The organism is Streptomyces katrae, from assembly GCF_002028425.1.
GTDB lineage: Bacteria > Actinomycetota > Actinomycetes > Streptomycetales > Streptomycetaceae > Streptomyces > Streptomyces katrae_A.
Genome location: NZ_CP020042.1, coordinates 2,890,586 through 2,915,914, shown reverse-complemented (window position 1 = coordinate 2,915,914; position 25,329 = coordinate 2,890,586). Strand labels below are relative to the sequence as shown.

Annotated in this window: 25 protein-coding genes and 1 tRNA gene; 10 read left to right on the top strand and 16 right to left on the bottom strand. The window is 71.4% G+C overall.

The window, feature by feature from the left end; translation table 11 throughout:
* Positions 1–112 precede the first annotated feature (112 nt).
* Positions 113–568 (top strand): hypothetical protein, encoded by a 456-nt coding sequence (locus B4U46_RS13115; RefSeq protein WP_100864242.1) that lies wholly within the window; start codon positions 113–115, stop codon positions 566–568.
* Between the two features lie 25 nt (positions 569–593).
* Positions 594–1,490, top strand: coding sequence for a spermidine synthase (locus B4U46_RS13110; protein WP_079427167.1), 897 nt, complete (start codon positions 594–596; stop codon positions 1,488–1,490).
* 26 nt (positions 1,491–1,516) lie between these two features.
* On the opposite strand, the gene B4U46_RS37335 is transcribed toward B4U46_RS13110, so the two are convergent.
* The gene (locus B4U46_RS37335) at positions 1,517–2,077 is read right to left on the bottom strand and encodes a hypothetical protein (RefSeq protein WP_079427165.1); all 561 of its coding nucleotides are present in this window, start codon (positions 2,075–2,077) and stop codon (positions 1,517–1,519) included.
* Positions 2,078–2,155: 78 nt separating this feature from the next.
* Here B4U46_RS37335 and B4U46_RS13100 point away from each other — a divergent pair, with 78 nt between their 5' ends.
* The 4 genes from B4U46_RS13100 (at position 2,156) to B4U46_RS37330 (ending at position 5,318) form a co-directional block, all read left to right on the top strand.
* Entirely contained in the window at positions 2,156–2,842 is a 687-nt protein-coding gene (locus tag B4U46_RS13100) for a response regulator transcription factor (RefSeq protein WP_185117278.1), read from the top strand.
* Positions 2,839–4,239: a sensor histidine kinase gene (locus tag B4U46_RS13095; protein WP_079427161.1), complete on the top strand. Its 1,401-nt coding sequence runs from the start codon at positions 2,839–2,841 to the stop codon at positions 4,237–4,239. Before B4U46_RS13100 ends, B4U46_RS13095 begins: the two co-directional genes overlap by 4 nt.
* 134 nt (positions 4,240–4,373) lie before the next feature.
* Positions 4,374–5,048 carry an NADPH-dependent F420 reductase gene (locus B4U46_RS13090; protein WP_079427159.1) on the top strand — a complete coding sequence of 225 codons (675 nt, stop codon included), beginning with the start codon at positions 4,374–4,376 and terminating at the stop codon, positions 5,046–5,048.
* Positions 5,049–5,153: 105 nt separating this feature from the next.
* Positions 5,154–5,318 (top strand): hypothetical protein, encoded by a 165-nt coding sequence (locus B4U46_RS37330; protein WP_159036783.1) that lies wholly within the window; start codon positions 5,154–5,156, stop codon positions 5,316–5,318.
* Here B4U46_RS37330 and B4U46_RS13085 read toward each other — a convergent pair.
* From B4U46_RS13085 to B4U46_RS13065, 5 genes are all read right to left on the bottom strand, one after another.
* A complete protein-coding gene (locus B4U46_RS13085) occupies positions 5,315–6,496 on the bottom strand; it encodes an MFS transporter (protein WP_123995665.1) in 1,182 nt (393 codons plus the stop codon). The genes B4U46_RS37330 and B4U46_RS13085 overlap by 4 nt on opposite strands.
* A gap of 237 nt (positions 6,497–6,733) precedes the next feature.
* A tRNA-His gene (locus tag B4U46_RS13080) sits at positions 6,734–6,806 on the bottom strand.
* 105 nt (positions 6,807–6,911) lie between these two features.
* The gene (gene orn, locus B4U46_RS13075; protein WP_079427155.1) at positions 6,912–7,514 is read right to left on the bottom strand and encodes an oligoribonuclease; all 603 of its coding nucleotides are present in this window, start codon (positions 7,512–7,514) and stop codon (positions 6,912–6,914) included.
* 93 nt (positions 7,515–7,607) lie between these two features.
* Complete coding sequence (locus B4U46_RS13070; RefSeq protein ID WP_079427153.1) at positions 7,608–8,780, bottom strand: helix-turn-helix domain-containing protein; 1,173 nt, start codon at positions 8,778–8,780, stop codon at positions 7,608–7,610.
* A gap of 376 nt (positions 8,781–9,156) precedes the next feature.
* A complete protein-coding gene (locus B4U46_RS13065; RefSeq protein ID WP_398898507.1) occupies positions 9,157–9,426 on the bottom strand; it encodes a hypothetical protein in 270 nt (89 codons plus the stop codon).
* A 502-nt stretch (positions 9,427–9,928) separates the two neighbouring features.
* Between B4U46_RS13065 and B4U46_RS13060 the strand changes: the two genes are divergently transcribed.
* The gene (locus B4U46_RS13060) at positions 9,929–10,462 is read left to right on the top strand and encodes a universal stress protein (RefSeq protein WP_079427149.1); all 534 of its coding nucleotides are present in this window, start codon (positions 9,929–9,931) and stop codon (positions 10,460–10,462) included.
* A 97-nt stretch (positions 10,463–10,559) separates the two neighbouring features.
* Positions 10,560–11,129, top strand: a complete 570-nt coding sequence (locus tag B4U46_RS13055) for a GPR1/FUN34/YaaH family transporter (protein ID WP_079427147.1) — start codon at positions 10,560–10,562, stop codon at positions 11,127–11,129.
* 94 nt (positions 11,130–11,223) lie between these two features.
* On the opposite strand, the gene glmS is transcribed toward B4U46_RS13055, so the two are convergent.
* From glmS to B4U46_RS13040, 3 genes are all read right to left on the bottom strand, one after another.
* Positions 11,224–13,041 (bottom strand): glutamine--fructose-6-phosphate transaminase (isomerizing), encoded by a 1,818-nt coding sequence (gene glmS / locus B4U46_RS13050; RefSeq protein WP_079427145.1) that lies wholly within the window; start codon positions 13,039–13,041, stop codon positions 11,224–11,226.
* 92 nt (positions 13,042–13,133) lie between these two features.
* A complete protein-coding gene (locus B4U46_RS13045) occupies positions 13,134–13,409 on the bottom strand; it encodes a hypothetical protein (RefSeq protein WP_079427144.1) in 276 nt (91 codons plus the stop codon).
* A gap of 106 nt (positions 13,410–13,515) precedes the next feature.
* Positions 13,516–14,406 carry a DUF4429 domain-containing protein gene (locus B4U46_RS13040; protein WP_079427142.1) on the bottom strand — a complete coding sequence of 297 codons (891 nt, stop codon included), beginning with the start codon at positions 14,404–14,406 and terminating at the stop codon, positions 13,516–13,518.
* Positions 14,407–14,470: 64 nt separating this feature from the next.
* Between B4U46_RS13040 and B4U46_RS13035 the strand changes: the two genes are divergently transcribed.
* Positions 14,471–16,099, top strand: a complete 1,629-nt coding sequence (locus B4U46_RS13035) for a beta-N-acetylhexosaminidase (protein WP_079427140.1) — start codon at positions 14,471–14,473, stop codon at positions 16,097–16,099.
* A 45-nt stretch (positions 16,100–16,144) separates the two neighbouring features.
* On the opposite strand, the gene B4U46_RS13030 is transcribed toward B4U46_RS13035, so the two are convergent.
* Positions 16,145–17,575, bottom strand: a complete 1,431-nt coding sequence (locus B4U46_RS13030) for a hypothetical protein (RefSeq protein ID WP_123995664.1) — start codon at positions 17,573–17,575, stop codon at positions 16,145–16,147.
* Between the two features lie 151 nt (positions 17,576–17,726).
* Here B4U46_RS13030 and B4U46_RS13025 point away from each other — a divergent pair, with 151 nt between their 5' ends.
* The gene (locus tag B4U46_RS13025; protein WP_079427136.1) at positions 17,727–17,924 is read left to right on the top strand and encodes a hypothetical protein; all 198 of its coding nucleotides are present in this window, start codon (positions 17,727–17,729) and stop codon (positions 17,922–17,924) included.
* Here the strand turns inward: B4U46_RS13025 and B4U46_RS13020 are convergent.
* The 6 genes from B4U46_RS13020 to B4U46_RS12995 all read right to left on the bottom strand — a co-directional run bounded on the left by B4U46_RS13020 (position 17,917) and on the right by B4U46_RS12995 (position 25,265).
* Positions 17,917–19,743 carry an IucA/IucC family protein gene (locus B4U46_RS13020; protein WP_079427134.1) on the bottom strand — a complete coding sequence of 609 codons (1,827 nt, stop codon included), beginning with the start codon at positions 19,741–19,743 and terminating at the stop codon, positions 17,917–17,919. The two genes, B4U46_RS13025 and B4U46_RS13020, sit on opposite strands and share 8 nt — an antisense overlap.
* Positions 19,740–20,327, bottom strand: a complete 588-nt coding sequence (locus B4U46_RS13015; protein WP_079427132.1) for a GNAT family N-acetyltransferase — start codon at positions 20,325–20,327, stop codon at positions 19,740–19,742. The genes B4U46_RS13020 and B4U46_RS13015 overlap by 4 nt, the downstream gene beginning before the upstream one ends.
* Complete coding sequence (locus tag B4U46_RS13010) at positions 20,324–21,652, bottom strand: lysine N(6)-hydroxylase/L-ornithine N(5)-oxygenase family protein (RefSeq protein WP_185117277.1); 1,329 nt, start codon at positions 21,650–21,652, stop codon at positions 20,324–20,326. The genes B4U46_RS13015 and B4U46_RS13010 overlap by 4 nt, the downstream gene beginning before the upstream one ends.
* Positions 21,609–23,120 carry a pyridoxal phosphate-dependent decarboxylase family protein gene (locus B4U46_RS13005; protein ID WP_079427128.1) on the bottom strand — a complete coding sequence of 504 codons (1,512 nt, stop codon included), beginning with the start codon at positions 23,118–23,120 and terminating at the stop codon, positions 21,609–21,611. Before B4U46_RS13005 ends, B4U46_RS13010 begins: the two co-directional genes overlap by 44 nt.
* A gap of 139 nt (positions 23,121–23,259) precedes the next feature.
* Positions 23,260–24,198, bottom strand: coding sequence for a siderophore-interacting protein (locus B4U46_RS13000; RefSeq protein WP_079427126.1), 939 nt, complete (start codon positions 24,196–24,198; stop codon positions 23,260–23,262).
* Between the two features lie 26 nt (positions 24,199–24,224).
* Complete coding sequence (locus B4U46_RS12995; RefSeq protein WP_079427124.1) at positions 24,225–25,265, bottom strand: ABC transporter substrate-binding protein; 1,041 nt, start codon at positions 25,263–25,265, stop codon at positions 24,225–24,227.
* Between the last annotated feature and the right edge of the window lie 64 nt (positions 25,266–25,329).

Below are 25,329 nucleotides of genomic sequence, written 5' to 3'. Positions count from 1 at the left end.
GCCATGAACTGCCATCCTTTGCGGCGTCTTGCCGCCGCACCTGTTGACGCTTCGCGGCGTTGAACCCATGCGGATACGGATCGAGGAGGGGTTCCCCTTGGTGGAGGCCGGCATGGACAGCATTGGTATGAACACCGCGCCCGAGGCCGGCGCGACCCCCCTTACCGCCCCGGCCCCGGCGCCGGCCCCGGTCCCGGTCCCCTTCCCGGCGCCGGACCTGGTGACGGTCTCGGTCCGGCAGGGGCTGGAGGCCGTGGACATCATCCGCCGGGGCGCCGGGCAGGCCGTGCCCGCGGTCGGTCCGGTCCTGCACGACTGCTCCGGCGACACCCTCGGCTTCCTCGTCCCGCCCGGCACCGCCGATGCCTGGGACCTGCCGGGCAGTGCCTGTACGCAGACCAACGGGCGCGGGATGCGCTTCGGCGACCTGGCCGCCGCGCCCCCCGCGGGCGGTACGGGCTGGCTGCTGCCGCCGGAGGCGGTGGGGCCGGTCACCGATCCGGAGGTGCTGCGGGCGGCGCTCGGCGAGGCGGCCCGGCTGATCGAGGCGGCCGACAACTGCCGGTGAAGCTCTGGCCAGCGATAATGGGGGCGTGGCAGGCAAGGGTACGGGCAGGGACAAGGGCAGGAACCGCGACGCGGCGGCCCGGCGGGGTGCCGCCGAGCCGGTCACCGGGCAGGTGGGCGGCGGTCTGGCCGAGCTGTCCCCGGACCGCGAGCGCGCCCGCGCCTGGACCCTGCTGATCGACGGGGCCCCGCAGTCCCACGTCGACCTGGACGACCCCGGGCACCTGGACTTCGCCTACCAGCGCCGCATCGGCCACCTGATCGACCTCATCGCCCCCGCCCGGCAGCCCCTGAACGTGGTGCACCTGGGCGGCGGCGCCTTCACCCTGGCCCGCTACACGGCCGCCGCGCGCCCCCGCTCCGCGCAGCAGGTCGTGGAGGTCGACGCCGCCCTGGTGGCCTTCGTACGGGAACACCTGCCGCTCGACCCGCAGGCGCGGGTCCGGGTCCGGGCGGTCGACGCCCGGGCGGGGCTGGCGAAGGTCCCGGACGGCTGGGCGGACCTGGTCATAGCGGACGTGTTCAGCGGGGCCCGCACCCCGGCGCACCTGACCAGCGCCGAGTTCCTGGACGACGTGCGCCGGGCGCTGTCGCCCACCGGGTGGTACGTGGCCAACCTCGCCGACGGGCCCCCACTGGCGCACCTGCGGGGCCAGGTGGCCACCGCCGCCTCCCGCTTCGAGCGGCTGGCGTTGGCCGCGGATCCCGTCGTCTGGCGGGGGAAACGTTTCGGCAATGCGGTGCTCGTGGCCTCCGACCGGGAGCTGCCGGTCGCGGAGTTCACCCGCCGCGTGGCGAGCGACCCGCACCCGGGCCGGGTGGAACACGGCCGGGCCCTGACGGACTTCACCGGCGGAGCGCCCCCCGTCTCCGACGCCTCGGCGACCGCCTCGCCGCAGCCGCCGGCCTCGGTGTTCCGCTAGGCCAGGTCAGGCCGGGCCGGGCGGGGCTACGGGTCGACGGTCTCCACCGTCGGCGGGTGGTCGTGCCAGGTGCAGAACACCGACACCTCGCGGCCGTCACGGGTGAACGTGACCCGGATCCAGAAGTCCTGCTTCCACACCTGCACCCGCCACCCCGCCTCCGGGGTCGCCGAGACCAGGGCGGCGGAGGAGGTGCCGAGGTCGAAGACCACCCGGCCGCCCGAGACCGAGTACCCCTTCACGTTCCCGGACCCGCCCTGCCCGCCGGCCTCCTGGACCGGGCGCTGCTGCCCGGCCGGCGGGGCGGACTTCGACCGCGCGGGCGCGGAGGGGGAGACCGGCGGTGACGAGGAACCCGGTGCGGACGGCGAGGGCGGGGCCGAGGGCGGCACGGACCCGGCCGGCGGCGACGGCACCGGTTCCGGCCCCCGCGTCGAGGAGGACAGCGGCCGGGTCGTCAGCGGAACCGCGAGCGGAGGATCGTAGGCCGTCCCGGACATGACGGTGCGCACACCCCACCACGACAGGGTCACGGCGGCCGCGGTCGCCACCACCCAGGCCATGGCATGTACAAGTCCTCGTCGCATCAGGGCACATAGTGCACCACACGTCACAGACCCGTCCCGGCACCTCCCGGGGTCGCCCGAATGGACTACCGTGCGCCCATGGCTAGTGTGCTCGTGGTCGAGGACGACCAGTTCGTACGTTCCGCCCTGATCCGGCACCTGACCGAGGCCTCCCACACCGTACGGAGCGTCGGCACGGCGCTGGAGGCCCTGCGGGAGGTCGCCCACCACCGCTTCGACGTGGTCATCCTCGACCTCGGCCTGCCCGACCTCGACGGCTCCGAGGCGCTGAAGATGCTGCGGGGCATCACCGACGTGCCGGTCATCATCGCCACGGCCCGCGACGACGAGGCCGAGATCGTCCGGCTCCTCAACGACGGCGCGGACGACTACCTCACCAAGCCGTTCTCCGTCGAGCACCTCTCCGCCCGGATGGCCGCCGTCCTGCGCCGCTCCCAGGCCGCCGCGGCCGAACCGCCCCCGCGCGTGCTGCGCGTCGGCGGGCTCGCCATCGACCCGCTGCGCCGCCAGGCCGAGCTGGACGGGGCCGTACTCGACCTGACCCGGCGGGAGTTCGACCTGCTGGCGTTCCTCGCCGGGCGGCCCGGGGTGGTCGTCGCCCGGCGCGAGCTGCTCGCCGAGGTCTGGCAGCAGTCGTACGGGGACGACCAGACCATCGACGTCCATCTGTCATGGCTCCGCCGCAAACTCGGCGAGACCGCCGCCCGGCCGCGGTACCTGCACACGCTGAGGGGCGTGGGCGTGAAGCTGGAACCGCCGCTGTGAGATGGGCGCTGGTCAAGGTCTGTCTGGCCGTCACCACCATGGTGGCCGTGGCCTTCGCGGTGCCCCTGGGGCTCGTGGTGCAGGAGATGGCCAGCGACCGGGCCTTCTCCAATGCCGAGCGGCAGGCCGCCACCATGGGGCCGACCCTGTCCATCACCACCGACCCGGTCCAGCTGCGCAAGGCCGTCGAGTCCACCGAGATGGGCGCCGCCCGGCGGATGGCCGTCCACGTCCCCGCCATCGGCGGCGCCGCCCCCGTGGACATCGGCGACGGCTGGGCGGGCGCGCACGCGGTGGCCGAGACCCGCTCCATGGGCCGGGCCACCACCGCCGGGGCCGCCGGCGGGGGCTCCGCGCTGCTCCAGCCCATCGCCCTCGGCTCCGGGGACATCGCCGTCATCGAGATCTACGTACCGGAGAGCGAGGTCAGCAACGGGGTCGCCACCGCCTGGCTGATCCTCGCCGGCGTCGGCCTCGCCCTGGTCGTCGGCTCGGTGGCGGTCGCCGACCGGCTCGGCGCCCGCCTCGTCCGCCCGGCCGAACGGCTCGCGGACGCCGCGCACCAGCTGGGCGAGGGGCGGCTCGGGGCCCGGGTGCCCGAGGAGGGGCCCAAGGAACTGCGTTCGGCGGCCGTCGCGTTCAACTCGATGGCCGACCAGGTCGTCGAACTCCTCGCCAACGAGCGGGAACTCGCCGCCGACCTCTCCCACCGGCTGCGCACCCCGCTGACCGTGCTGCGGCTCAACGCGGCCTCCCTGGGCGACGGCCCGGCCGCCGAACACACCCGGGCGGCGGTGGAGCAGCTGGAGCGCGAGGTCGACACCATCATCCGCACCGCCCGCGAACAGCGGCCCCCCGCCGCCGCGGCGGCCACGGCCGGCTGCGATGCGTCCGAGGTGATCCGCGACCGGATGGCCTTCTGGTCCGCGCTCGCGGAGGACGAGGGGCGCGAGGTGCGGCTCGCGGGCGTGGACCGCACCGTACGGGTGCCGGTGGCCCGGCCCGAGCTGGCGGCCGCCCTCGACGCCCTGCTCGGCAACGTCTTCCGGCACACCCCCGAGGCCACCCCGTTCGCGGTCGACGTCCACGACGCGGGGGACGCCGTGATCGTCCTGGTCTCCGACGCGGGCCCCGGCATCGCCGACCCGGAGGCGGCCCTGCGGCGCGGCAACGACGGGGGCCGCGACGGCTCCACGGGGCTCGGCCTGGACATCGTGCGCCGCGTCGCGGAGTCCACGGGCGGCGACGTACGGCTGGGGCGCTCCGTGCTCGGGGGGACGGAGGTGCGGGTGTGGCTCGCCCTGGACGACCGCGCCCGGCGCCGCGGCCCGGGCGGCCGCCGCGACCGCCGCGCGCGCGGCAGGCGCAGGGGCGAGCGGACCGGCCCGACGGGGTGAAGGCGCGCCTCCGGTGCCGGGCGGGTGCAATACCGTACGGTCCGGGCCGGTTGGCGGCCGGCACGCAGGGGCCGTCGCGTTCGGCCGCATCCCGCGCACGGCTCGTGTCACACCCTTCGGAAAAGGACATCCGCATGCGTTACGCAGTTCTCGGCACCGGAATCGTCGGCCGTACGGTGGCCGCCCGCCTGGCCTCCCTGGGCCACGAGGTGGTCATCGGCACCCGTGACCCGCGGGCCACCCTCGACCGGGCGGAGTACGCCGCATGGCAGGAGGCCCACCCGTCGGTCGCCCTCGCCGCCTTCCCGGAGGCCGCACGGCACGGCGAGACGCTGGTCAACGCCACCGGCGGACGGGTCAGCGTCGAGGCGCTGACCGAGGCCGACGCCGCCCACCTCGACGGCAAGGTCCTCATCGACATCGCGAACCCGCTGGACTTCTCGCACGGCTTCCCGCCCCGCCTGGACCCGGTCGGCGACGACAGCCTCGGCGAGCTGATCCAGCGCACCTTCCCGCAGCTGCGGGTGGTCAAGACCCTCAACACCATGAACTGCCAGATCATGGTCGACCCCGCCCGGGTCCCCGGCGAGCACTCCGTCTTCCTCTCCGGCGACGACTCCGACGCGAAGAAGGCCGTCCACGCCCTGCTGGTCTCCTTCGGCTGGCCGGAAGCGTCGATCATCGATCTCGGCGGCATCGAGACCGCACGCGGCACGGAGATGCTGCTGCCGGTGTGGCTGCGTCTGATGGGAACCCTGGGACACGCGGACTTCAACTTCCACATCCAGACGGCCCACCCTTCCTCCTGACCCCTTCCTCCTGACGCCTGCCCCCTGAGCTGCCCGGACGGGGGCGCAGATGTTGCCGCGCCCCCGGCCCGTGCGGAGGGTGGGGGGTGACGGAGGGAACCGCACATGAGGGTGATGCTCAGGGCCCACCTGGACACGGCCGCCGGCAACGAGGACATCAAGACCGGGGCCCTGGTCCAGGCGATGCGGAAGTTCCTGGAGAGGGTCCGGCCGGAGGCCGCCTGTTTCGGCCTCCACGAGGGCGTGCGCTCGGTCCGCACCCTCGCCTAGAGCCTGGCCGGCCGGAGCCTGCCGCCCGCCGTGAGGGCCAGTATCGCCGAGGCGGTCACCGCCGCGCAGGACACGGCGAACGCCGCCCGGTGGCCGTACGCGGCGGCCAGGGGGCCGGACGCCGCCGCGGCCAGGGCCTGGCCGACGATCAGGCCGCTGCCCACCACCGTCATCGCCTCGCCCATCCGCAGTTCCGGTCCGGTCCGCTCCACCAGCCCGAACAGGGCGATCAGGTGCGGGGCCACCGCGAGCCCGATCCCGGCGACGGCCGCGGCCGCCCCCCAGGGCCCGGTCACCGCGAGCAGCGGCAGTGTGAGCACCGCCTGGAGCCCGATCGTCCACCGCAGCCGCGTCACCAGGTCCGCCGACCCGGGCCGGGCCACCGTGACGAAACCGGCGGCCGAACTGGTCACCGCCATCGCCGCCCACACCAGCCCGGCCGTACCGCCCTGGCCCAGGGACTTCGCGAGGGCGTTGACCCCCGTGTTGGCCCCGCTCCACGCGGCCCCCTGGAGCACGGCCAGCGCGAACAGCAGGGCCAGCCCCGGCGACCACAGCCGTACGCCGGCCCGCCCGCCCCGCCCCGTCGCCGGCCCGGGCGCGCTGGGGTGCAGGGCGAACAGGGTCCCGAACACCAGGATCAGGACGGCGGCCAGCATCAGCGCCGAGGCCGGGTGCACGGTCACCGCCAGGATCCCGGCCAGCGCGGGCCCCACCATGAAGGAGGCCTCGTCGAGGGTGGTGTCGAAGGACAGCGCCGACCCCAGCAGCGCCCGGTCGGGGCCGGCCAGCCGCGCCCAGCGGGCCCGCGCCAGCGGCCCCACCTGCGGAACGGTCAGCCCGGCCGCGACGGCGAGCCCGATCCGGGCGGCCAGCGGCAGCCCGCCCAGGACGGCGCAGACCAGCAGGGCCAGGACCAGGCCGTTCGCGGCGCAGGCGGCCAGCAGGACCGGGCGGTGGCCGCGCCGGTCGGCGAGCCGGCCGATCACCGGGCCGCCCAGGGTCTGGCCCAGCCAGAGGGCGGCGGCCACGGTCCCGGCGTCGCCGATCCCGTCGCGGTCGTTGATGAGCAGCAGCGTTCCGATGGGGCAGAGCGCGGCGGGGAGCCGGGCGAGGAACGCGTACAGGGGCAGGGTCGTGCCGCCGAGTGCGAACACCCCGCGGAATCCGGCCTTCACGGGCCCGGGCGCGGACCCTGGATCGGACGTCTGCGACGTCCGGGACGTCTCCGGTGCGGACATGGGGCAACCTCCAGCCGCACGCCGACCCTCCCGTGTCTCCGGCGCGCACCGTTGCCCGTTGCCGTGGACGTTAGCCCGGCCGGCCCGGGTCCGGGAACCCCCGCCGGACCCGGGCCGTAGCCGAAAAACGCGGAAGGCCCCGGTCCGCTTTCGCGGACCGGGGCCTTCCCACAGGGTGAGTGACGGGACTCGAACCCGCGGCCACCTGGACCACAACCAGGTGCTCTACCAACTGAGCTACACCCACCATGTCCGGTCGTGGAACGACCGGCCGAAGAAAAGGGTACAGGGTCCGGGAGGGTGCTCGCTCCCCCCTTTCCCCGTACCCCTTGCGGCGGCGCCGCGGGCGGTCCTACTCGTCGGCGACCACGTGCTTGGCGGCGATGGCCTTCGCCGTGTCCGAGTCCGGTCCGGGCTGCGGGACGAAGACCGCCTCGCGGTAGTACCGCAGCTCGGCGATGGACTCCTTGATGTCCGCGAGCGCCCGGTGGTTGCCGTTCTTCGGCGGACTGTTGAAGTACGCCCGCGGGTACCAGCGGCGCGCCAGCTCCTTGACCGAGGACACGTCGACGATCCGGTAGTGCAGGTGGGCCTCCAGGGCCGGCATGTCGCGCGACAGGAAGCCGCGGTCGGTGCCGACGGAGTTCCCGCACAGCGGTGCCTTGCGCGGCTCCTTGACGTGCTCACGCACGTACGCCAGGACCTGTGCCTCCGCGTCGGCCAGGGTCGTGCCGCCGGCCAGCTCGTCGAGCAGGCCGGAGGCGGTGTGCATCTCGCGCACCACGTCCGGCATGTTCTCCAGGGCCGCGTCCGGCGGGCGGATCACGATGTCCACGCCTTCGCCGAGCACGTTGAGCTCCGAGTCGGTGACCAGCGCGGCCACCTCGATAAGTGCGTCGTCCGTCAACGAGAGCCCGGTCATCTCGCAGTCGATCCACACCATGCGATCGTTCATGCGCCCCACCTTATGCCGAAGGCCCCCCGCGGTGGTGTCCGGCCGATGCGGGGGGCCTTTCGTCATGCGTCTTCCGGGTCGTCCGGGCGGCGGCTACGCGTGTTCGCGCAGCACCCGGCCCGGGGCGTAGAGCTCCGTCACGCTCGGACCGGACGCGGCCAGGGCCGCCGCGGCCCGCTGGGGCTGCGGGGTCCGCTGGTGCGGCAGCGCGGTCCCGGAGATCTCCGACACGGGGGACACGTCGGCCTGCGGCCGGCGCGCCCGGTAGGCGGAGCGGTAGGCGGCCGGGGAGGACCCCAGCTGCCGGCGGAAGTGGCCGCGCAGGGCGACCGGCGAGCGGAAGCCGCAGCGTCCGGCGACCTCGTCGACCGAGTAGTCGGAGGTCTCCAGCAGCCGCTGTGCCTGGAGCACCCGCTGGGTGATCAGCCACTGGAGCGGCGCGCTGCCGGTCAGCGAGCGGAACCGGCGGTCGAAGGTGCGCCGGCTCATGTAGGCGCGGGCGGCCAGCGTCTCCACGTCGAACTGCTCGTGCAGGTGCTCCAGCGCCCAGGCCACGACCTCGGCGAGCGGGTCGGCGCCGATCTCCTCGGGCAGCGACCGGTCGAGGTAGCGCTCCTGGCCGCCGGTGCGGCGCGGCGGGACGACGAGCCGGCGGGCCAGCGCCCCGGCCGCCTCGCTGCCGTGGTCCGTGCGCACGATGTGCAGGCACAGGTCGATTCCGGCCGCGGTACCGGCGGAGGTCAGCACGTCGCCGTCGTCGACGAACAGCTCGCGCGGGTCGACGTGGACGGACGGGTAGCGCTTGGCCAGCGTCGGCGCGTACATCCAGTGCGTCGTCGCGGGCCGGCCGTCCAGCAGTCCGGCGGCGGCGAGCACGAACGCACCCGTGCACAGGCCGACGATCCGGGCGCCCTCCTCGTGCGCCAGCCGCAGGGCGTCGAGCGCCTCCGGCGGCGGGGGGGAGGTGATGGAGCGCCAGGCCGGGACGACGACCGTGCCCGCGCGGGCGATGGCCTCCAGCCCGTACGGCGCGGTCAGTTCGAGTCCGCCGGTGGTCCGCAGCGGACCGTCCTCCCCGGCGCACACGAGCAGCCGGTAGCGCGGCACTCCGGCGTCCTGGCGGTCGATGCCGAACACGGACAGCGGAATGGAACTCTCGAAGATCGGCCCGCCGCTGAACAGCAGCACGGCGACGATCTCTCTGCGGCGACGCCCCGCGAGCTTCCTGCCCGCGTCGGCGATGACTGCGGTGGAATCCTGGCTCATGGCGCTAAGCCCCCCTTGGGTGTCGCGACTCCTTGGTCTGGTCGCACCTGCACGTTTCCCCTCGGCCTTGCACGTGGATCCCCCGCCGTAAATACATGATCGAATCTACTGCGTCCCGTGGTGTCGGCGTGACAAGTTCAGCACGCAGCGCTATGTCGACTTGGCAACTTGGCGAAAAGCATTCGATCAGGAAGCGTTCCACTCCGCTACCCGCACGGGAACCTCACGATCCGGTCGTGGCCAGTACCCATGGGGTGTTTTCGCCCCCTTCGCTCTGTCGTCGCTGGTGGTAGGGGGGTTGGGGGGACATTCCGGCAAGGGAAGCGTTCGGTCCGGAAGTTGGCTGAAAACAACCGGGTGTGTACGTGCGAATCGGTCAGTCGTGAGGGGAGGGGCCCATGGGGCCGTGGCAGCCGCGGTGGGCGCCGGACCCGCTGCGGGAGTGCCGGCCGCGGTGCCCGTGCGGCTCCCGCCCCGCCACCCGGGCCGCGGCCCGTCCCGCCTTCTCGGAGTGCCGCAGCAGCACCCGGCAGGCGGCGGTGACGGCGGCCAGACCCAGGGTGGCCACGGCGGCCCCGCCGTACGAAGTCCCGTAGACCACCAGGACCACCGGCACGAGCAGGCAGCTGAAGGCGGCCCAGCGCACCACGTCACCCCCGGGGTCGTCATGCGGCCGGCCCGAGGCGGACCGCACGGACGGGTGACGCGGGTAGGGGTGCCCGGAGGGAGCGGAGGATGTCGGCGGAGCGGGCTGGACGGGCTGGACGGGGTGAACCGGATGGCCGGGCACGGCGTACTCCCTGCGGGCTCTTCCTGGACGGTCGGACTCCTGTCCAACGCTCGCGCACAGGTCCCGGTCACTGCGCGCACGGGTGGCGCGAGGGTCTTCCGTCACTGGCTGTAGGGGACAGCGGCCATTGCCAAGGGGGCTCCGCTCCGGCATGCTCCCTTGGACGCTCTCCAAGGGCGGCATGCCCTGTGCAGGACGGGAGTGTCGCCGTACCCTGGTGGGTAAGGGCTTGGAAAGATGCTTCCAGGACAGAACTCCGTCACGCAGCGTCGCCAAAACGCCCGCCTCGTCGTCAGAAAGCCCGAGTCGCCGAAACCGCCCCTGTCGCTTCCCCCGAGGACTTTTCGCCGAGACATCCATGGCCGGTCACGAATTCTTCGAACCCGCGGACCGCAAGCGCAAGCACCAATTCGCCGATTCCGCATCGAGCGACCTGCGCGCGGTGGAACAGACACGCCTGCCCTGCGACCCTGCCTTCCGGCACGGGGTGGTGGTGGGCTTCGACGGCTCCACGTCCAGTGAGCGCGCCCTCGCCTACGCGATCGGCATGGCCCGGCGCTCCGGCTCCGGCCTGATCATCGTGCACGTGGCGAACCGGCTCCCCACGACGGTGTGGGCCGGCTGCGAGCCCCCGGTCTTCGTGGACGTGCCGGACCACCGCACCGAGGTGCTGGGCCTGGAGCTCGCCTGCGCGGACTACCTCTCCGAGGTGCCGTGGATCCTGGTGGAGCGGGGCGGGGACATCTGCCACGAGCTGGAGGAGGTCGGCCGGGAGTACTCGGCGGACGCCATCGTGGTCGGTTCCACTCACGGTCTGGTCGGCCGCATCTTCGGCTCGGTCGCGGGGCGTCTGGCCAAGCGGGCGCAGCGACCCGTCGTTGTCATTCCGTGACCCTCTGTATTCCGGTTGTGCGGTTGTGAACCCGCGTAAAGGGTAGATAAGTGCTGCTGGGACGCAGCAAACAACTGCAGATCGAAGGGAGCCCGCCGTGGACAATGGTGTCTCTGCGGGAAGCACGGCCTCGACTTCGACCCTGGGGAACATCGCCCTGGGTCTCACCCTTCTCGCGTTCGGTATCGGCCACACCGGCGTCCTGTCCGGTGTCACCGCTGCCAACTCCGTGTCGCTCGCGATGTACGTCGGCGGCGCGGCCCTCTTCCTCCTCGGTCTCCTGGAATACCGGGGCGGCAACGGGTTCAACGGCACCGCGTTCGCGGGCCTGGGCATCTTCTGGTTCACCTGGGCCAAGGGCGCGGGGGCCACGGTGTCCGACGAGGCGGCCGGAACGTTTCTGGTCCTCTTCGCGATGCTCGCGCTGACCCTCACGCTCGCCGCCGCGAGCGGTCTGTTCGGCCAGGGCGTCTACGGACTGCTCACCCTCGCCCTGATCCTGCTGGCCATAGGCGCCTTCGCGGACAGCGCGGGCCTGGCCAAGGCCGGCGGCTGGGTCGCGGCCGTGTCCGGCCTGCTGGCCTGGTACGGGGCCACGGCGACGCTGGCGCACTGGCCGATGGCCCTCGGCAAGTCGGCCGGAAGGGGAGCGGTCGCGGCGGGCTGAACCCGGCCCGCACCGCGGGCGCAACGGGCAGGGGCGCCACCGGAGTTACCGGTGGCGCCCCTGTCGCGTACCGCGGGCGGTGCTGTGGCGGGTCCTACTCGACCGTGACCGACTTCGCCAGGTTGCGCGGCTTGTCGATGTCCCGGCCCAGGGCCAGGGCGGTGTGGTACGCCAGCAGCTGGAGCGGGATGCCCATCAGGATCGGGTCCAGCTCGTCCTCGTTCTTCGGGACGAGGATCGTGTGGTCGGCCTTCTCCTGCACCCGGTGGGCGACCGCCAGGATCCGGCCGCTGCGGGCCTTGATCTCCTCCAGCGCCGCGCGGTTCTTCTCCAGCAGGTCGTCGTCCGGGACGATCGCGACCGTCGGCATCGCCGGCTCGATGAGCGCGAGCGGGCCGTGCTTGAGCTCGGAGGCCGGGTAGGCCTCGGCGTGGATGTAGGAGATCTCCTTCAGCTTCAGGGAGGCCTCCAGGGCCACCGGGTAGCCGCGCACCCGGCCGATGAACATCATCGACTTGGCCTCGGCGTACTCGGCCGCCAGCTTCTTGATGTCCTCCTCGCCCTCCAGGATCTCCTGGATCTGGCCGGGGAGCTTGCGCAGGCCCTCGATGATCCGCTTGCCGTCGGCGACGGACAGGTCGCGGATGCGGCCCAGGTGCAGGGCGAGCAGGGCGAAGGCGGTGACGGTGTTCGTGAAGCACTTGGTGGACACGACGCAGACCTCGGGGCCGGCGTGCACGTACACGCCGCCGTCGGCCTCGCGGGCGATGGCCGAGCCGACCACGTTGACCACGCCGAGGACGCGGGCGCCCTTGCGCTTGAGCTCCTGCACCGCCGCGAGCACGTCGTAGGTCTCACCGGACTGGGAGACGGCGATGTAGAGGGTGTCGGGGTCCACGACCGGGTTGCGGTAGCGGAACTCGGAGGCCGGCTCGGCGTCGGCGGGGATGCGGGCCAGGCTCTCGATGAGGCCGGCGCCGATCATGCCCGCGTGGTACGAGGTGCCGCAGCCGAGGATCTTGACCCGGCGGATGCCGCGGGCCTCGCGCGGGTCCAGGTTCAGGCCGCCCAGGTGGACGGTGGAGAAGCGGTCGTCGATCCGGCCGCGCAGCACGCGGTCGACCGCGTCGGGCTGCTCGGAGATCTCCTTGTGCATGTACGTGTCGTGGCCGCCCATGTCGTAGGAGGCGGCCTCCCACTCCACGGTCTCGGGCGTGGCGGTGGTCGTCGTGCCGCTGGTGGTGTACGTGCGGAAGTCGTCGGCCTTGAGGGTGGCCATCTCGCCGTCGTCGAGGGTGACGACCTGGCGGGTGTGGGCGACGAGCGCGGCGACGTCCGAGGCGACGAACATCTCCTTCTCGCCGATGCCGAGGACGACCGGGGAGCCGTTGCGGGCGACGACGATGCGGTCGGCGAAGTCGGCGTGCATGACGGCGATGCCGTAGGTGCCCTCGACGACCTTGAGCGCCTCGCGGACCTTCTCCTCCAGGGTGACGGCCTGGGAGCGGGCGATCAGGTGGACGAGCACCTCGGTGTCGGTCTCGGAGACGAAGACCACACCGTCGGCCTCCAGCTTGGCGCGGAGCTCGGCGGCGTTGTCGACGATGCCGTTGTGGACGACCGCGACCTTGTTCTCGGCGTCCAGGTGCGGGTGCGAGTTGATGTCGCTCGGCGCGCCGTGGGTGGCCCAGCGGGTGTGGGCGATGCCGGTGGTGCCGGCGAAGCGCTTGGGGACGCGGGACTCCAGGTCGCGGACCCGGCCCTTGGCCTTGACGACCTTCAGGGCTGCCGACTTCGGGCTGTTGACGACGATGCCCGCCGAGTCGTAGCCGCGGTATTCGAGCCGCTGGAGGCCTTCCAGCAGCAGTGGTGCCACGTCACGCTTGCCGATGTAACCGACGATTCCGCACATACGGTGTTGCCCCTCCTGAAGTTCGGTGTCCGTGCCCGGACGCGTACCGGCCCCGTGCGGGGCCCGCCCCCGGCTGGAGACGATGCGGCGTCTCAGCCGTAGACGATGCGGCGCAGCTGCCGGAGCGAGAGCTCCGGGGGCGCCACGGCGCGGTGCGGCAGTTCCGCCGCGATCCGCTCGAAGATCTCCGCGTTGACCGCTCCGCCGGACTGCAGCTCGCGGTGGCGGCGACGGACGAACTCCTCGGTCGTCTCGTCGAAGTACGCGAGTACGTCGAGCACCACCCGGGCGGCCTCGCCGCGCTGCAGCGCGGTGGTGCGTACCAGGTGGTCGACGAGTTCGTCATGGGACGGTCGGCGGTCGAGCACCAGTAGATATTGACGGCCTAGGGGCAGAAACGCAAAGATCCTGCCCGGAATCGGGCAGGATCATGCTGGTCTGGACCAAGGAATAGGTGATTCCGGTCTCGTTTGGTTAGAAACCGCCCAGAATGGCGGCCTTCGCCGCCGTGAACTCGTCCGCGGTGAGGACCCCGCTCTGGTGCAGCTCCCCCAGCTCGCGCAGACGCCGCAGCAGGGTGTCGTGGTCCGCCGGCTCGCCCGCCAGGGCCGGGGCCGCCTCCGCCAGGGGGACGGGGGCGGGGGCGGGGACCTGCGGAGCCGGGGCCGCCGGGTGCGGCATCCGTACCGCCACCGCCGCCGCGACCAGGGCCATCAGCGGGTCCTTCTTGAAGCCGAAGAGCTCCACCGTGTGCGGGTCGTACTTGGGCGCGGGGGCCGGCGGGGCACCCGTGAGAGTGAACCGAAGCCAGCCGTTCTCCAGCCCCTTCGAGGGGGTCCATTCCACCGTCCGCACGTCCGCGACCCGGAACTCGCGCGGACCGCCCGAGGCCTTCGCCTCCTCGGTGGTCCAGTTCCAGTCCAGCACCACCCGGTCGCCGTCGAAGGAGGCCGTCCCGTCGCCCGCGCCGACCGAGATCGGCACCGCCGGGCCCGGCAGCAGATAGGCGTCCGACGGGCCGGGATCCACCTGCTCCAGCAGCAGGGCGCTGCGCACCTCGTCGACGAAGTACTCCGCCACCCCGGTCCGGTCCGGCTCCACGCCCAGCCGGTACGGGTCCGAGGACTCCGGCAGCCGTCCGCCGGTCACCTGGAGCAGCGGGTCCGCGCCGTCCCGCAGGCGCAGCCGCAGCCGCCCCGACTTGCGGCCCGGCTCGTAACTGATCCCCCCGATCGCGCGCAGCGGCACGACCACCTCACCGAGCTGCTGCCGCAGCAGCCCCACCCCCTTGTCGCGGCCCGGCACGATGCGCACCGTGTCCCCGTCGAAGGTCCAAGTACCGTCCTTCTGGATGATTTCCGCCATCCGGGGATTCTCCCATCGGGTCCACGGGGTCCGGCTGGAGGCCGTTTGGCCTATACCTGGGCGCATGAGAGTCCTGCGCCGCACGCTCGGCACCCTCGTGGCCCTGGCCGCCGTCTGGCCCTCCGCCGCCTGCACCGCCGCCCACGGGGACGACGCCAAGCCGGCCGCCGCCGCCGTTCTCACCCCGTACCAGCGGCTCCTGCCGGCGCCGGCGGCCGTGCGCGCCGAGGGGCCCGGCTACGCCTTCGGGGCGGGCACGGTCATCCGTACGGGAGGGCCGGGCGCCCCTGAGGAGGTCCGGCGGATCGGCGAGCTCCTCGCGGAGCAGCTGCGCGGGCCGACCGGGCTGCCGCTGCCGGTGGTGGACGGGCCGGGCGGGCCGGGCGGGTCGGGCGGGTCGGGCGGTGAGGACGGTGGCGGCGACGGGGTGAGGCTGCGGCTGGACGGCGGCGCGGCGGACCTGGGCGAGGAGGGCTACCGGCTCCGGACCACCGCCACGGGCGTCACCCTCACCGCCCGCACCCCGGCCGGTCTCTTCCACGCGGGCCAGACGCTGCGGCAGCTGCTGCCGGCACGGGGCGCGGGGACGGTCCCGGGCGGGACGGTGACGGACACCCCGCGCTTCGCCTACCGCGGTGCCATGATCGACGTCGCCCGGCACCACTTCCCGGTCGAGCAGGTGGAGCGGTACGTCGACCAGCTCGCCCAGTACAAGATCAACACCCTGCACGTGCACCTCACCGACGACCAGGGCTGGCGGATCGCCGTCGACTCCTGGCCCCGGCTCGCCGAGTACGGCGGCGCGAGCGAGGTGGGCGGCGGGCCCGGCGGCTCCTGGTCCAAGGACGACTACCGCGAACTGGTCGCCTACGCGGCGGACCGCTACGTCACCCTCGTCCCGGAGATCGACATGCCGGGCCACGTCAACGCCGCCCAGGCCGCCTACGGCGAGCTGACCTGCGACGGCAAGGCGCCCGCGCGCTACACCGGCGTCAAGGTCGGCTTCAGCTCGCTGTGCGTGGGCAAGGAGCGCACGTACGAGTTCATCGACGACGTCCTCGGTGAACTCGCCGCCCTCACCCCCGGCCCCTACCTCCACATCGGCGGCGACGAGGCCCACTCCACCCCGGCGGCGGACTACGCCAGGTTCATGGACCGCGCCCAGGCGGTGGTGGCCCGGCACGGCAAGACGGTGATGGCCTGGCACCAGCTCGCCTCGGCCCGCCCGGCACCGGGCGCGGTCCTCCAGTACTGGGGCCACGACCGCACCCCCGCCGCGGAGAAGGCGGCGGTGGCCGCGGCCGCCAAGGCGGGCCACCGGGTGGTCCTCTCCCCGGCGGACCACGCCTACCTGGACATGAAGTACGACCAGCAGACCCGCCCGGGCCTGGCGTGGGCCGGGTACGTCCCCGCCCAGCGCGCCTACGCCTGGAACCCGGGCTCCTACCTCCCCGACGTCCCCGAATCCGCGGTCCTGGGCGTGGAGGCCCCCCTCTGGACGGAGACCATCTCCACCCGCGCCGACTGGGAACTGATGGCCTTCCCCCGCCTCCTCAGCCTCGCGGAACTCGCCTGGTCCCCGCCCGCCGCCCTGAACTGGACCACCCACCGCCAGCGCCTGGCGTCCCAGGGCCCCCGCCTGGACGCCCAGGACATCACCTACTACCGCGCCCCGGAGGTGCCGTGGCCGTAGCCCTCGCCCCTTCGCGGGCCCAGTGCCCACCGGCTTGACGGCACGTCACTGCCCGGACTGCTCCGGGGCCGGGTGCTTCTCGGCGGCGCGGGCCTTCTCCAGGAGCATCTTGAAGGGCGTCTGGTCCATGGACCCGCGTGCCAGCGAGAGGCCGTACCGGTCGATGAGCTGTTTCCGGTAGTGGGGGTCGTGGGGGTCGAAGGTGATTCTGCCGCCCGGCGGCGTTATGGCCAATTCTATGCGCGACCAGTTCGGGAAGGACAGCTTCCACGCGCGAATGGACTGCCGACCTCGGGCGATGTTGAGGATCTCGCTGCTGTTCGAGATGTTGGATTCATCCCTGTATATTGCGTTCCCGGGTTCCCCGGCGCTCCATTTCCTGTCCCTCTTGAGTGCCTCGATGGAGCTTCGGGACTGCCCGTACTCGGGAGGCAGTGTCATCCTGTCCCGCCTGATCGCATATATCTCGGTCTGGGTCCTGAGTATCTCGTAGTCGAGTTTGAGTTTGTCGGGATCCTTGATGTCGATGACCGCGTCCTGTGATATCTCTTCCCCCGGGTCCAGTTCACGCCCTGCCGGGGTGACGAATTCGCCATCGTAGATCAATTTAAAGCTGGAGCTGGGATCCGTGGTCTGGTGGATATCGTTGGCCGGTCCGCCATGGACCCAGTAGATGCTGCCGAGGATGTAGACGGGAACGCTGCCGTTGTTCCTCACGTAGGCATGGACCGTCACGTGCAGTACCGATCTGGCGCTGTCCAGGCTCGCCTCCTTGAATTCGGCGCCACTCATGATCAGCGGAGCCGTCACGGTGGGTACGTAGAGCTGCGTATACGCCAGGTTGATACCGGCGAGCAGGGCGGGCACGATCGCGCCGATCGCTATGCGCCCGGGATAGCGAAGCCCCTTCCATGCCCGGAGCTTGACGAGCTCGACCCCGGCCAGAATGGATCCGGTGAGGAAGGAGATCCCGATCACCGACCAGCCGGTGAAACGCTCGCCGATCTGCAGGAAAAGGAGCGAGGAGCTGCAGAGGAAGACGATTCCGACTCCGGCCATGAGGAGCGGCCCCGAGTAGGCCCGCTTCCGCTGGTGCCAGTAATCGAGAGTGGCCAGTGCGGCGATCAGCTCCACCAGACCCGCAGCCAGTACGGAGTATCCGGCGAGTCGCTCGCCGAACGTCAGGGCGCGCTGGCTGTCCATCCAGCCGATTCTCAGGAGCAGTACGGCGGTCAACAGGAAGCCGATGCACATGAGGCTGCCCACTATGCGCCGCTGTGCCGTTCTGTCCGGCCAGACAAGGCTGTCTCCACCGAGCCAGTGGACGGGGTGTTCGGGTTTCAGCCCGGCACGTTGCAGAAATCTTCGGAGTTCCCCGGGAGACCGCACCTTGCCTGCGCACTTGCCTTTCGTCGAGACTTTTCGCCAGCCAAGGTCATCAGGCGGCCCTACGGTTACCTCGGGCAGGTTCGCCATAGCACCAGCCTGCCGCCTGTTCGGGGAAGGCGCCTCTGGAGCAGGTGCGCGCCCCGCCCCAGCTGGGCTCCACGCATCTGGTGCGCATGAGACGGTCCTGGGTGAAGCTGGTCATGACGTGGTGGTGTCGCTCGTCCTTACAGGAGCTCCCATGCGTACTCGACTTCTCACATTCATCGCCGCCGTGATCCTGGCCGCTCTCGGCGCCCTGGCGCCCGCCGTGCAGGCCGCCGCACCGGGTATCGACGAGCCGGGCTGCAAGGCCGGCGGTGGAACGGTGCAGTACGACCCCGGTTCCGGCCGGTGGATCTGCGCGGGGGGCAGTTACGACGGCGAATCCATCAACTGACAACGGCCGTTCGCAACCGTGGGCCGCTGGAACGGCTGCCGGGGCGGGTGAAGGGGGTGAGGGGGTTTTTGAGGGTGCCGATCAGTTGGAGGGCTGCCGAGGGGTCGGACAGGTCGACCATCTGCTTGTTGTTGCGCAGCTGGAGGCGGTTGAGGCAGGAGAGCTGGAACTCCGGCGTGAAGAGGTCGTAGCGGGCGAAGCGGTCCGCCAGGGCGGGGAGGGACTGCTGGTAGTCGTGGGCGCAGTCCGCCACCGCCTGCCAGAACGTCGATTCGGTGCAGATGCCTTCCGTCACCAGGATGGAGTTCAGGAAGCGGAAGAAGCAGTCGAAGACGTCCGTGAAGATGGACAGCAGCTTCATGTCCTCCGGGATGTCGGCCCGGATGCGCTCGACCGCCGGCGGGAGGACCGCGTCGGGGTCCATGACCACGATTTCCTCGGCGATGTCCTTGAAGACCGCCCGCTGGACCACCCCGTCCTTGATCACCAGGATCGTGTTCTCGCCGTGCGGCATGTAGGCGAGGTCGTACTGGTAGAAGCAGTGCAGGAGGGGGAGCAGGTAGGCGCGGAGGTAGGGGCGGAGCCACTCGGCGGGGGTGAGGCCCGATTCCTCGATGAGGGCGCCGACGAAGGACTTGCCGTCCTCGTCCACGTGGAGGAGGGAGGCCATCGTGGCCAGGCGCTCACCCTCGCGCAGGGAGTTCACCGGCGACTCGCGCCACAGGGCGGCCAGCATCTTGCGGTACGGGGAGTAGCGGTCCGTCGCGCGTTCGTACTGGCGGTGGTGGTAGCCGATCGCCGCGCGCTCGCGGATGATCGAGAAGTTGACGGAGCGGAGCGTCTCGTCCGATTGGATGAGCTGGTGGAGCCAGTCGTTGATGGCCGGGGTGGCCTCCATGTAGGCCGCCGACAGGCCCCGCATGAAGCCCATGTTGAGGACCGAGATGGCCGTCTTGACGTAGTGCTTGGTGGGGGTCGTCGTGTTGAAGAAGGTGCGGATCGACTGCTGGGGGAGGTAGGCGTCCTCGCCCTCGCCCAGGAGGACCAGACGGCGATGGGCGATCTCGGCGGCGAAGGTGACCGTCGTCTTGTTCCACCACTGCCAGGGGTGGATGGGGAAGTAGTGGTAGTCCGACGGGTCCAGGCCGAGGGCGGTGAGCTTCGCCGCGAAGCCGGAGACGGCCGCCTCGCCCAGTTCCTCGCGGATGAACGTGTCGTGGTCCAGGCCCGCGCCCGCCGTGAAGGTGGAGACGTCCTTGTGGGCGGCGGCCCAGACCAGGTGGACCGGGTTCGCGGTCTCGGGGGCGTACGCGCGGTACTCGTGCACGCCGAAGCCCAGGCGGCCGTTGTTGGCGACGAAGCAGGGGTGGCCCTCGGTCATGCCCGTCTCGATGTCCTGGAACGAGGACTTCGCGAGGACCGCGGAGGGGGTGTGCGGCTTGGTGTACTTGTAGCCGGTGCCGGCCAGGGTGGAGGAGATCTCCTCCAGGTAGACGGGCAGGACCTCCGCGCTCAGGCCGAGGGCGTCCCGGAACTCTATGTGGAAGTCCAGGGCGTCGAGGGCGAGCTCGGTGCCGTCGCGGTGGCGGGTGATGGACCGCTCGTCCACCGCCCAGTGGTCCAGGGCGTGCAGGACCGCGCGGAAGCGGTACTCGACCGTGCCGTCGTCGCTGAGGACGGCGTACAGGTCCTCGCCCAGGGGCTTCGGGGTCAGCAGGCGCTCGTGGGAGAACTCCGCCAGGGCCTTGCGGACCAGGGCGCGGTTGGCGCGGGCCCACAGCTCCGGGGTGAGGTGGGCGATGTCGGCGGAGAGGTTCATATCGAGACCCCGGTGGTGAGGGCGGTGGCCGCCTCGAACTGGGCCCGGGTGCAGAAGCTGAGGAGGGCTTCCTTCTCCGGCTTGGTGACGGGGCCTTCGGGGACGAAGCCGACGGCCTCGTTGAGAACGTGGACGGCGGTGTTGCGGACGTCCGGTTCGACGACGACGCGCTCGGTGGCCGGGTCGGCGAAGAGGGCCGCCATGACGGTGGTGATCACGGCGCGGGTGAAGCCGGGGAGCGGGGTGTCGGTCGGGGCGACCAGGAAGTGCATGCCCACGTCACCCGGCTGCGCGTGGTAGAGGCCGACGAGCTCCAGGCGGGCCGGGTCGTAGCGCTCCATCAGGAAGGCCGGGCGGCCCTCGTGGAGGCCGAGGAAGGCCTGGTGGTGCTCGTGCGCGGTGATGCGGACGTATTCGCGCTCGACGTCGGTGAGGGTGGCGTCCTGCATCATCCAGAACGCGGCCTTCGGGTGGGTGACCCAGGCGTGGAGGAGTTCCGCGTCCGCGAAGGGGTCCAGGGGGCGGATCGCGAAGGTGCCCAGGGCCGGGTCGGTGCGGGTGAAGAGGGTTTCGGTGGTGCTCATGCGTGCGTGCCTTCCGGGGCGGCGAACTGCTGGAACGCGATGGACTTCTCGACCTTGTAGTGCTCGTGGCCGAGGAGTTCGGAAACGATGTACGCGTTGCGGTACGCGGCCATGCCCAGGTCGGGCGAGGTGAGGGAGTGGTTGTGGGTGGTGCCGTTCTGGAGGTAGATCCCGCGGCCGGTGATGTCGACCGCGTAGTTGCGGGCGGCGTCGAGGCGGCCGTGGCCGTCGAAGTTGAGGCGGTCGCGGACGGGGGCCAGGAACTCCGGGATGCGGTACTTGTAGCCGGTGGCGAGGACCAGGCCCTCGGTGGTGAGGGAGAAGTCCCGCTCCTGCTCCTCCTGGCGCAGCCCGAGGGTGTACGTGCCGGTGGTGGTGTCGTACGCCGTGCTGTTCAGGGAGGTGTTGGTGAGCAGGGTCGTGGGGACCTGGCCCGGCATCTCGACGCGCTTTTGGTAGAGCAGGTCGAAGATGGCGTTGACCAGGTCGCCGTCGATGCCCTTGAACAGGTTCTTCTGCTGGGTTTCGAGGCGGTAGCGGGTCTCCTCGGGGAGGGCGTGGAAGTAGTCCACGTACTCCGGGGAGGTCATCTCCAGGGTGAGCTTGGTGTATTCGAGCGGGAAGAAGCGCGGGGAGCGGGTCACCCAGTTGAGCTGGTAGCCGTGGACGTCGATCTCGGCGAGGAGGTCGTAGTAGATCTCGGCCGCGCTCTGGCCGGAGCCGATCAGGGTGATCGACTTCTTCTTCCGGAGGACTTCCTTGTGCTCCATGTAGGTGGAGTTGTGGAGGAAGTCGCCGCCCAGGTTCTCGCAGGACGCGGGGACGTGCGGCGGGGTGCCGGTGCCGAGGACCAGGCGGCGGGCGAGGAACGTCTCGCCGCGGTCGGTGCGCACCTCGTAGAGCCCGGCTTCCTCGTCGTACGCGACCTCGGTGACGGAGGTGGAGTACCGGACGTTGTCGAGCCGGTCGGCGGCCCAGCGGCAGTAGTCGTTGTACTCGGCGCGCAGCGGGTAGAAGTTCTCGCGGATGTAGAAGGAGTACAGCCGGTCCTTGTCCTTCAGGTAGTTCAGGAAGGAGAAGGGCGAGGTGGGGTCGGCGAGGGTGACCAGGTCCGACATGAACGGCGTCTGGAGGTGGGCGCCGTCGAGGAACATGCCGGCGTGCCACTCGAAGTGCGGCTTCGACTCGATGAACAGGCCGTCCAGCTCGTCGATGGGCGCGGTCAGGCAGGCCAGTCCCAGGTTGAAGGGGCCCAGGCCGATGCCGATGAAGTCGTAGGGCTTAGCGGTGGACGGCAAGGGACTCTCCCAGGAACTGCTCGGCATGTGCGGCGATGAGGTCGAGGACGGCGGTGATGTCGGCCGTCGTGGTCTGCGGGTTGAGGAGGGTGAACTTCAGGTACTGCTTCCCGTCCACCTTGGTGCCGGCCACGACGGCCTCGCCGGAGGCGAACAGGGCCTTGCGGGCGTGCAGCTGGGCCTCGTCGAGCAGTTCGGGGCGCGGGCCGGCGCCGGCTTCGCCGGCATCGGCGGCGGGGACGTAGCGGAAGACCAGGGTGGAGAGCTGCGGCCTCACGACCACCTCGAAGCGGGGGTCGGCGTCAAGGATCTCCCAGCCGGCCGCGGCGAGGCCGACGACCTCGTCGAAGAGGGAGCCGACGGCGTCGGCGCCCATGATGCGCAGGGTCATCCAGAGTTTCAGGGCGTCGAAGCGGCGCGTGGTCTGGATGGACTTGTCGACCTGGTTGGGGATCCGCTCCTCGGTCATCTGGCGTGGGTTGAGGTAGTCCGCGTGGTACGTGGCGTGCGCGAGGGTGTCGCGGTCGCGGACCAGCATCGCGCTGGAACTCACGGGCTGGAAGAAGGACTTGTGGTAGTCCACGGTCACCGAGTCGGCGTGCTCTATGCCGTCGAGGAGGTGGCGGCGGGTGGGGGAGACCAGCAGTCCGCAGCCGTAGGCGGCGTCCACGTGCATCCACGCGGAGTGCTCGGAGGCCAGGCGGGCGATCTCGGGGAGCGGGTCGATGGACCCGAAGTCGGTGGTGCCGGCGGTGGCGACGACGGCCATGGGGAAGTGGCCCTCGGCGGCGCAGTTCTCCAGTTCCAGGGCGAGCACGGAGGTGTCCATGCGGCGGGCCCGGTCGACGGGGACCGCGATGACGGCTTCGTAGCCGAGGCCGAGCATGGCGGCCGACTTCTGCACGCTGAAGTGGCTGGCCTCGGAGGTGAAGATGCGCAGCTTGGGCAGGAGTTCGGCCTTGGTGAGCTCGGTCCCGGCGTCCAGGGCGCGCTTCATGACGATTCGGCAGGCCTCGTCGCGGGCGAGGAGCAGTGCGTGGAAGTTCGACTGGCTGCCGCCGGAGGTGAAGATGCCGTCGGCGCCTTCGCCGAGGCCGATGCGGCGGGCGGTCCAGTCGATGAGGCGGCGCTCGATGAGCGTGCCGCCGATGGACTGGTCCCAGGTGTCGAGGGAGGAGTTGACGGCCGACAGGACGGCTTCGCCGACCACCGCGGGGATGACGACTGGGCAGTTGAGGTGGCCCAGGTAGCGCGGGTGGTGGAAGTAGACGGCGTCGCGCAGGTAGACGTCCTCGAGCTCGTCGAGGGCGGCGGCGGCGTTGCCCAGGGGGCGGTCGAGGTCGATGCCGCCGATGACCGGAGCGAGTTCGTCCACGGAGATACCGGTGTGGGGGCGCTGCGTGGCCGCGAGTTTGGCGGCGACGCGTTCGACGCCCTCGGTGACGGTGCGCCGGTATTCGTCCGCGGTCGTCTCGTTCAGCAGATGCGAGCGCATCAACTTTCCTCCGGGCGGGGAGAGCGGGGGGTGGGTGCGGGATTTAGGTTAGCCTAACCTAAGTTAGATCACAAATGAGGAAGGGCCCCGGCTGGCGCCGGGGCCCTTCCTCAAATACCTTGCGAATATGGGGAGTTGACTACAGCTCGGCCGCCGGGTCCTCGCTCGGGGCCTTGCCCGCGTACGCCTCGGCGAGCAGCTGCTCCTCGCTCGCGCCGAGCCTCCAGTAGCCGGTGAACCGCACCGCGCGCCGGTCGACGGAACGTTCCTGCACGAGGTGGCGGCGTACTGCCCTGATCGTCCCGGCCTCGCCCGCGAGCCAGGCGTACGGGGACTGCGCGGCGGGGAGCTGCGCCGCACGCAGCTCGGACAGCACCCGTTCGGTGCGCGCCGCCGCGCCCTCGCCCTTCTCGCGCACGATCCAGGTGACGTCCTGGTCCGCGAGGGTGTGCAGGCTGAGCCGGTCGTCCGGGTGCGGGACCTCGAACCAGGCCTTCACCTTCGTCCCGGCGGGCAGCCGGTCCAGGATCGCCGCGGCGGCCGGCAGGGCGGTCTCGTCCGCGTACATCAGCACCGTGTCCGCGTCGTCCGGCCGCTGGAAGCGGACCGACTTGTTCTCCGCCACGGCCGGGCCGATCGCCATGATCCGGCGGCCGGTCACGGCCCGGCCCGCCCAGCGGGAGGCCGGGGACGCGTCCCCGTGGAGGACGAAGTCGATGTCCACCTCGTCCGCCCCCGCCTCCGTCCGCCGCTGCTCGCGCACGGTGTACGAGCGCATCACCGGCCGGACCTCGTCCGGCATCGACCGCCAGGCGCCGAACCAGGCGTCCTCGTCGGTGGAGGGGAGTTCGGTGTGCTCCTGGTCCCCCACGGGGAGGAAGAGCGACAGGCTCTGGTCGTAGCCCCCCGAGCGGAACGCCGCAAGGGACTCCCCGCCGAAGGTCACGCGCAGGAACGAGTGGCCGAGGCGGCGCGTGCGCAGGACTTCGAGCGTGAAGAACCGGAAGTGCGCGGCGGCCGCGGCCGCGTCGGCGCCGGTGTCGGCGGCGGTGGCGGCGTCGGAAGCGGTGGCGGTCATGCGGAGGTCCCCCCTGGGTTACCGGGTCAGCCGAGCTTCTTGGCGTTCTGGATGGTCTTCGCGAGGTCCTCGAGGATCTGCGCGCACTTCTCGTACGAGTAGATCGGCTCGGTCACGCGCGGGGCGACCTGGCCGGCCTTGACCGCCGGGAGCTCGTTCCAGGTCGGCTTGGCCTTCAGGGCCTCGGGCTGGAGGGCCTGGGTGCGGTTGTCGAGCAGGATGACGTCGGCCTTGTACTTGCCGGCGTTCTCCCAGCTGAGGCTCTCGTAGAAGCCCTGCGGGTCGAGCTTGTCCTGCTCCGGGCTGACGAACTCGACGCCGAGGGACTCGAAGTACTTCAGGTCCGCGGAGGTCTTCGGGGTGGAGACGTAGAACATCTGGTCGGAGCCGGAGCCGACGAGGACCTTGACGCCCGGGTTGGCCTTGACGGCCTCGCGGACCTTGGCGGAGGCGGCGTCGAAGCGGGCCTTCGCGTCGGCGCTCTTCTTGGTGTTGAGGTCGGCGCCGAGGGACTTGGCGAGGTCCGCGGTGCGCTCCAGGGCCTTGTCCATGGACACCTTGTCGCCCACGCCGACGGCGGCGGCCGGGGCTAGCTTCAGGATCTTGTCCTTGGAGGCCTCGGGGACGTACCAGTACGAGCCGTCCCAGGTGTTGGTGGCGAGGAGGTCCGGCTTGAGGGCCGCGTACTTCTCGACGTTGAACTCGTCGTAGACGTTGCCGAGGATCTCGACCTTGGAGATGTCCATCGTGCCGGCCATCGGGTCGGGCTTGCCGTCCGCCAGCTTCGTCGGGCCGAAGACGCCCTTGACCTGCACGCCGTAGTCGTAGAGCGCGGCGGCGGTGCCGGTGTAGGCCACGACGTTCTTCGGCGTGGACTTGGCGGAGACCGTCTTGCCCAGGTCGTCCTTGAAGCTCCAGGCTCCCGATGCGGCAGCGCCCTGGTCGCCCGCCCCGTCCTTCGCCTTGTCGCTGCCGCCGCACGCGGTGAGCGCCGCGACGAGGCCGAGGGCGCCTCCGGCCGCGATGAGACCGCGGCGGGAGAGGAAGGTGGAGCTGGGCTTGGGCATGGCGGTGTCCGCTTTCGTACGTGCAGGGCGGCTGCGAGGGTAGGCCGTTCGGTGGGAAGGTTAG

What these genes read in the sequence shown, in the direction of transcription:
- glmS (WP_079427145.1), bottom strand. Translation starts at nt 13,041, where the DNA reads ATGTGCGGAATCGTCGGTTACATCGGCAAGCGTGACGTGGCACCACTG.
- orn (WP_079427155.1), bottom strand. Translation starts at nt 7,514, where the DNA reads ATGAACGATCGCATGGTGTGGATCGACTGCGAGATGACCGGGCTCTCG.
- B4U46_RS13010 (WP_185117277.1), bottom strand. Translation starts at nt 21,652, where the DNA reads ATGCCGAGCAGTTCCTGGGAGAGTCCCTTGCCGTCCACCGCTAAGCCC.
- B4U46_RS13025 (WP_079427136.1), top strand. Translation starts at nt 17,727, where the DNA reads ATGCGTACTCGACTTCTCACATTCATCGCCGCCGTGATCCTGGCCGCT.
- B4U46_RS37330 (WP_159036783.1), top strand. Translation starts at nt 5,154, where the DNA reads ATGAGGGTGATGCTCAGGGCCCACCTGGACACGGCCGCCGGCAACGAG.
- B4U46_RS13000 (WP_079427126.1), bottom strand. Translation starts at nt 24,198, where the DNA reads ATGACCGCCACCGCTTCCGACGCCGCCACCGCCGCCGACACCGGCGCC.
- B4U46_RS13040 (WP_079427142.1), bottom strand. Translation starts at nt 14,406, where the DNA reads ATGGCGGAAATCATCCAGAAGGACGGTACTTGGACCTTCGACGGGGAC.
- B4U46_RS13070 (WP_079427153.1), bottom strand. Translation starts at nt 8,780, where the DNA reads ATGAGCCAGGATTCCACCGCAGTCATCGCCGACGCGGGCAGGAAGCTC.
- B4U46_RS13005 (WP_079427128.1), bottom strand. Translation starts at nt 23,120, where the DNA reads ATGCGCTCGCATCTGCTGAACGAGACGACCGCGGACGAATACCGGCGC.
- B4U46_RS13020 (WP_079427134.1), bottom strand. Translation starts at nt 19,743, where the DNA reads ATGAACCTCTCCGCCGACATCGCCCACCTCACCCCGGAGCTGTGGGCC.
- B4U46_RS13060 (WP_079427149.1), top strand. Translation starts at nt 9,929, where the DNA reads ATGGCCGGTCACGAATTCTTCGAACCCGCGGACCGCAAGCGCAAGCAC.
- B4U46_RS13115 (WP_100864242.1), top strand. Translation starts at nt 113, where the DNA reads ATGGACAGCATTGGTATGAACACCGCGCCCGAGGCCGGCGCGACCCCC.
- B4U46_RS13100 (WP_185117278.1), top strand. Translation starts at nt 2,156, where the DNA reads ATGGCTAGTGTGCTCGTGGTCGAGGACGACCAGTTCGTACGTTCCGCC.
- B4U46_RS13030 (WP_123995664.1), bottom strand. Translation starts at nt 17,575, where the DNA reads ATGGCGAACCTGCCCGAGGTAACCGTAGGGCCGCCTGATGACCTTGGC.
- B4U46_RS12995 (WP_079427124.1), bottom strand. Translation starts at nt 25,265, where the DNA reads ATGCCCAAGCCCAGCTCCACCTTCCTCTCCCGCCGCGGTCTCATCGCG.
- B4U46_RS13090 (WP_079427159.1), top strand. Translation starts at nt 4,374, where the DNA reads ATGCGTTACGCAGTTCTCGGCACCGGAATCGTCGGCCGTACGGTGGCC.
- B4U46_RS13015 (WP_079427132.1), bottom strand. Translation starts at nt 20,327, where the DNA reads ATGAGCACCACCGAAACCCTCTTCACCCGCACCGACCCGGCCCTGGGC.
- B4U46_RS13035 (WP_079427140.1), top strand. Translation starts at nt 14,471, where the DNA reads ATGAGAGTCCTGCGCCGCACGCTCGGCACCCTCGTGGCCCTGGCCGCC.
- B4U46_RS37335 (WP_079427165.1), bottom strand. Translation starts at nt 2,077, where the DNA reads ATGCGACGAGGACTTGTACATGCCATGGCCTGGGTGGTGGCGACCGCG.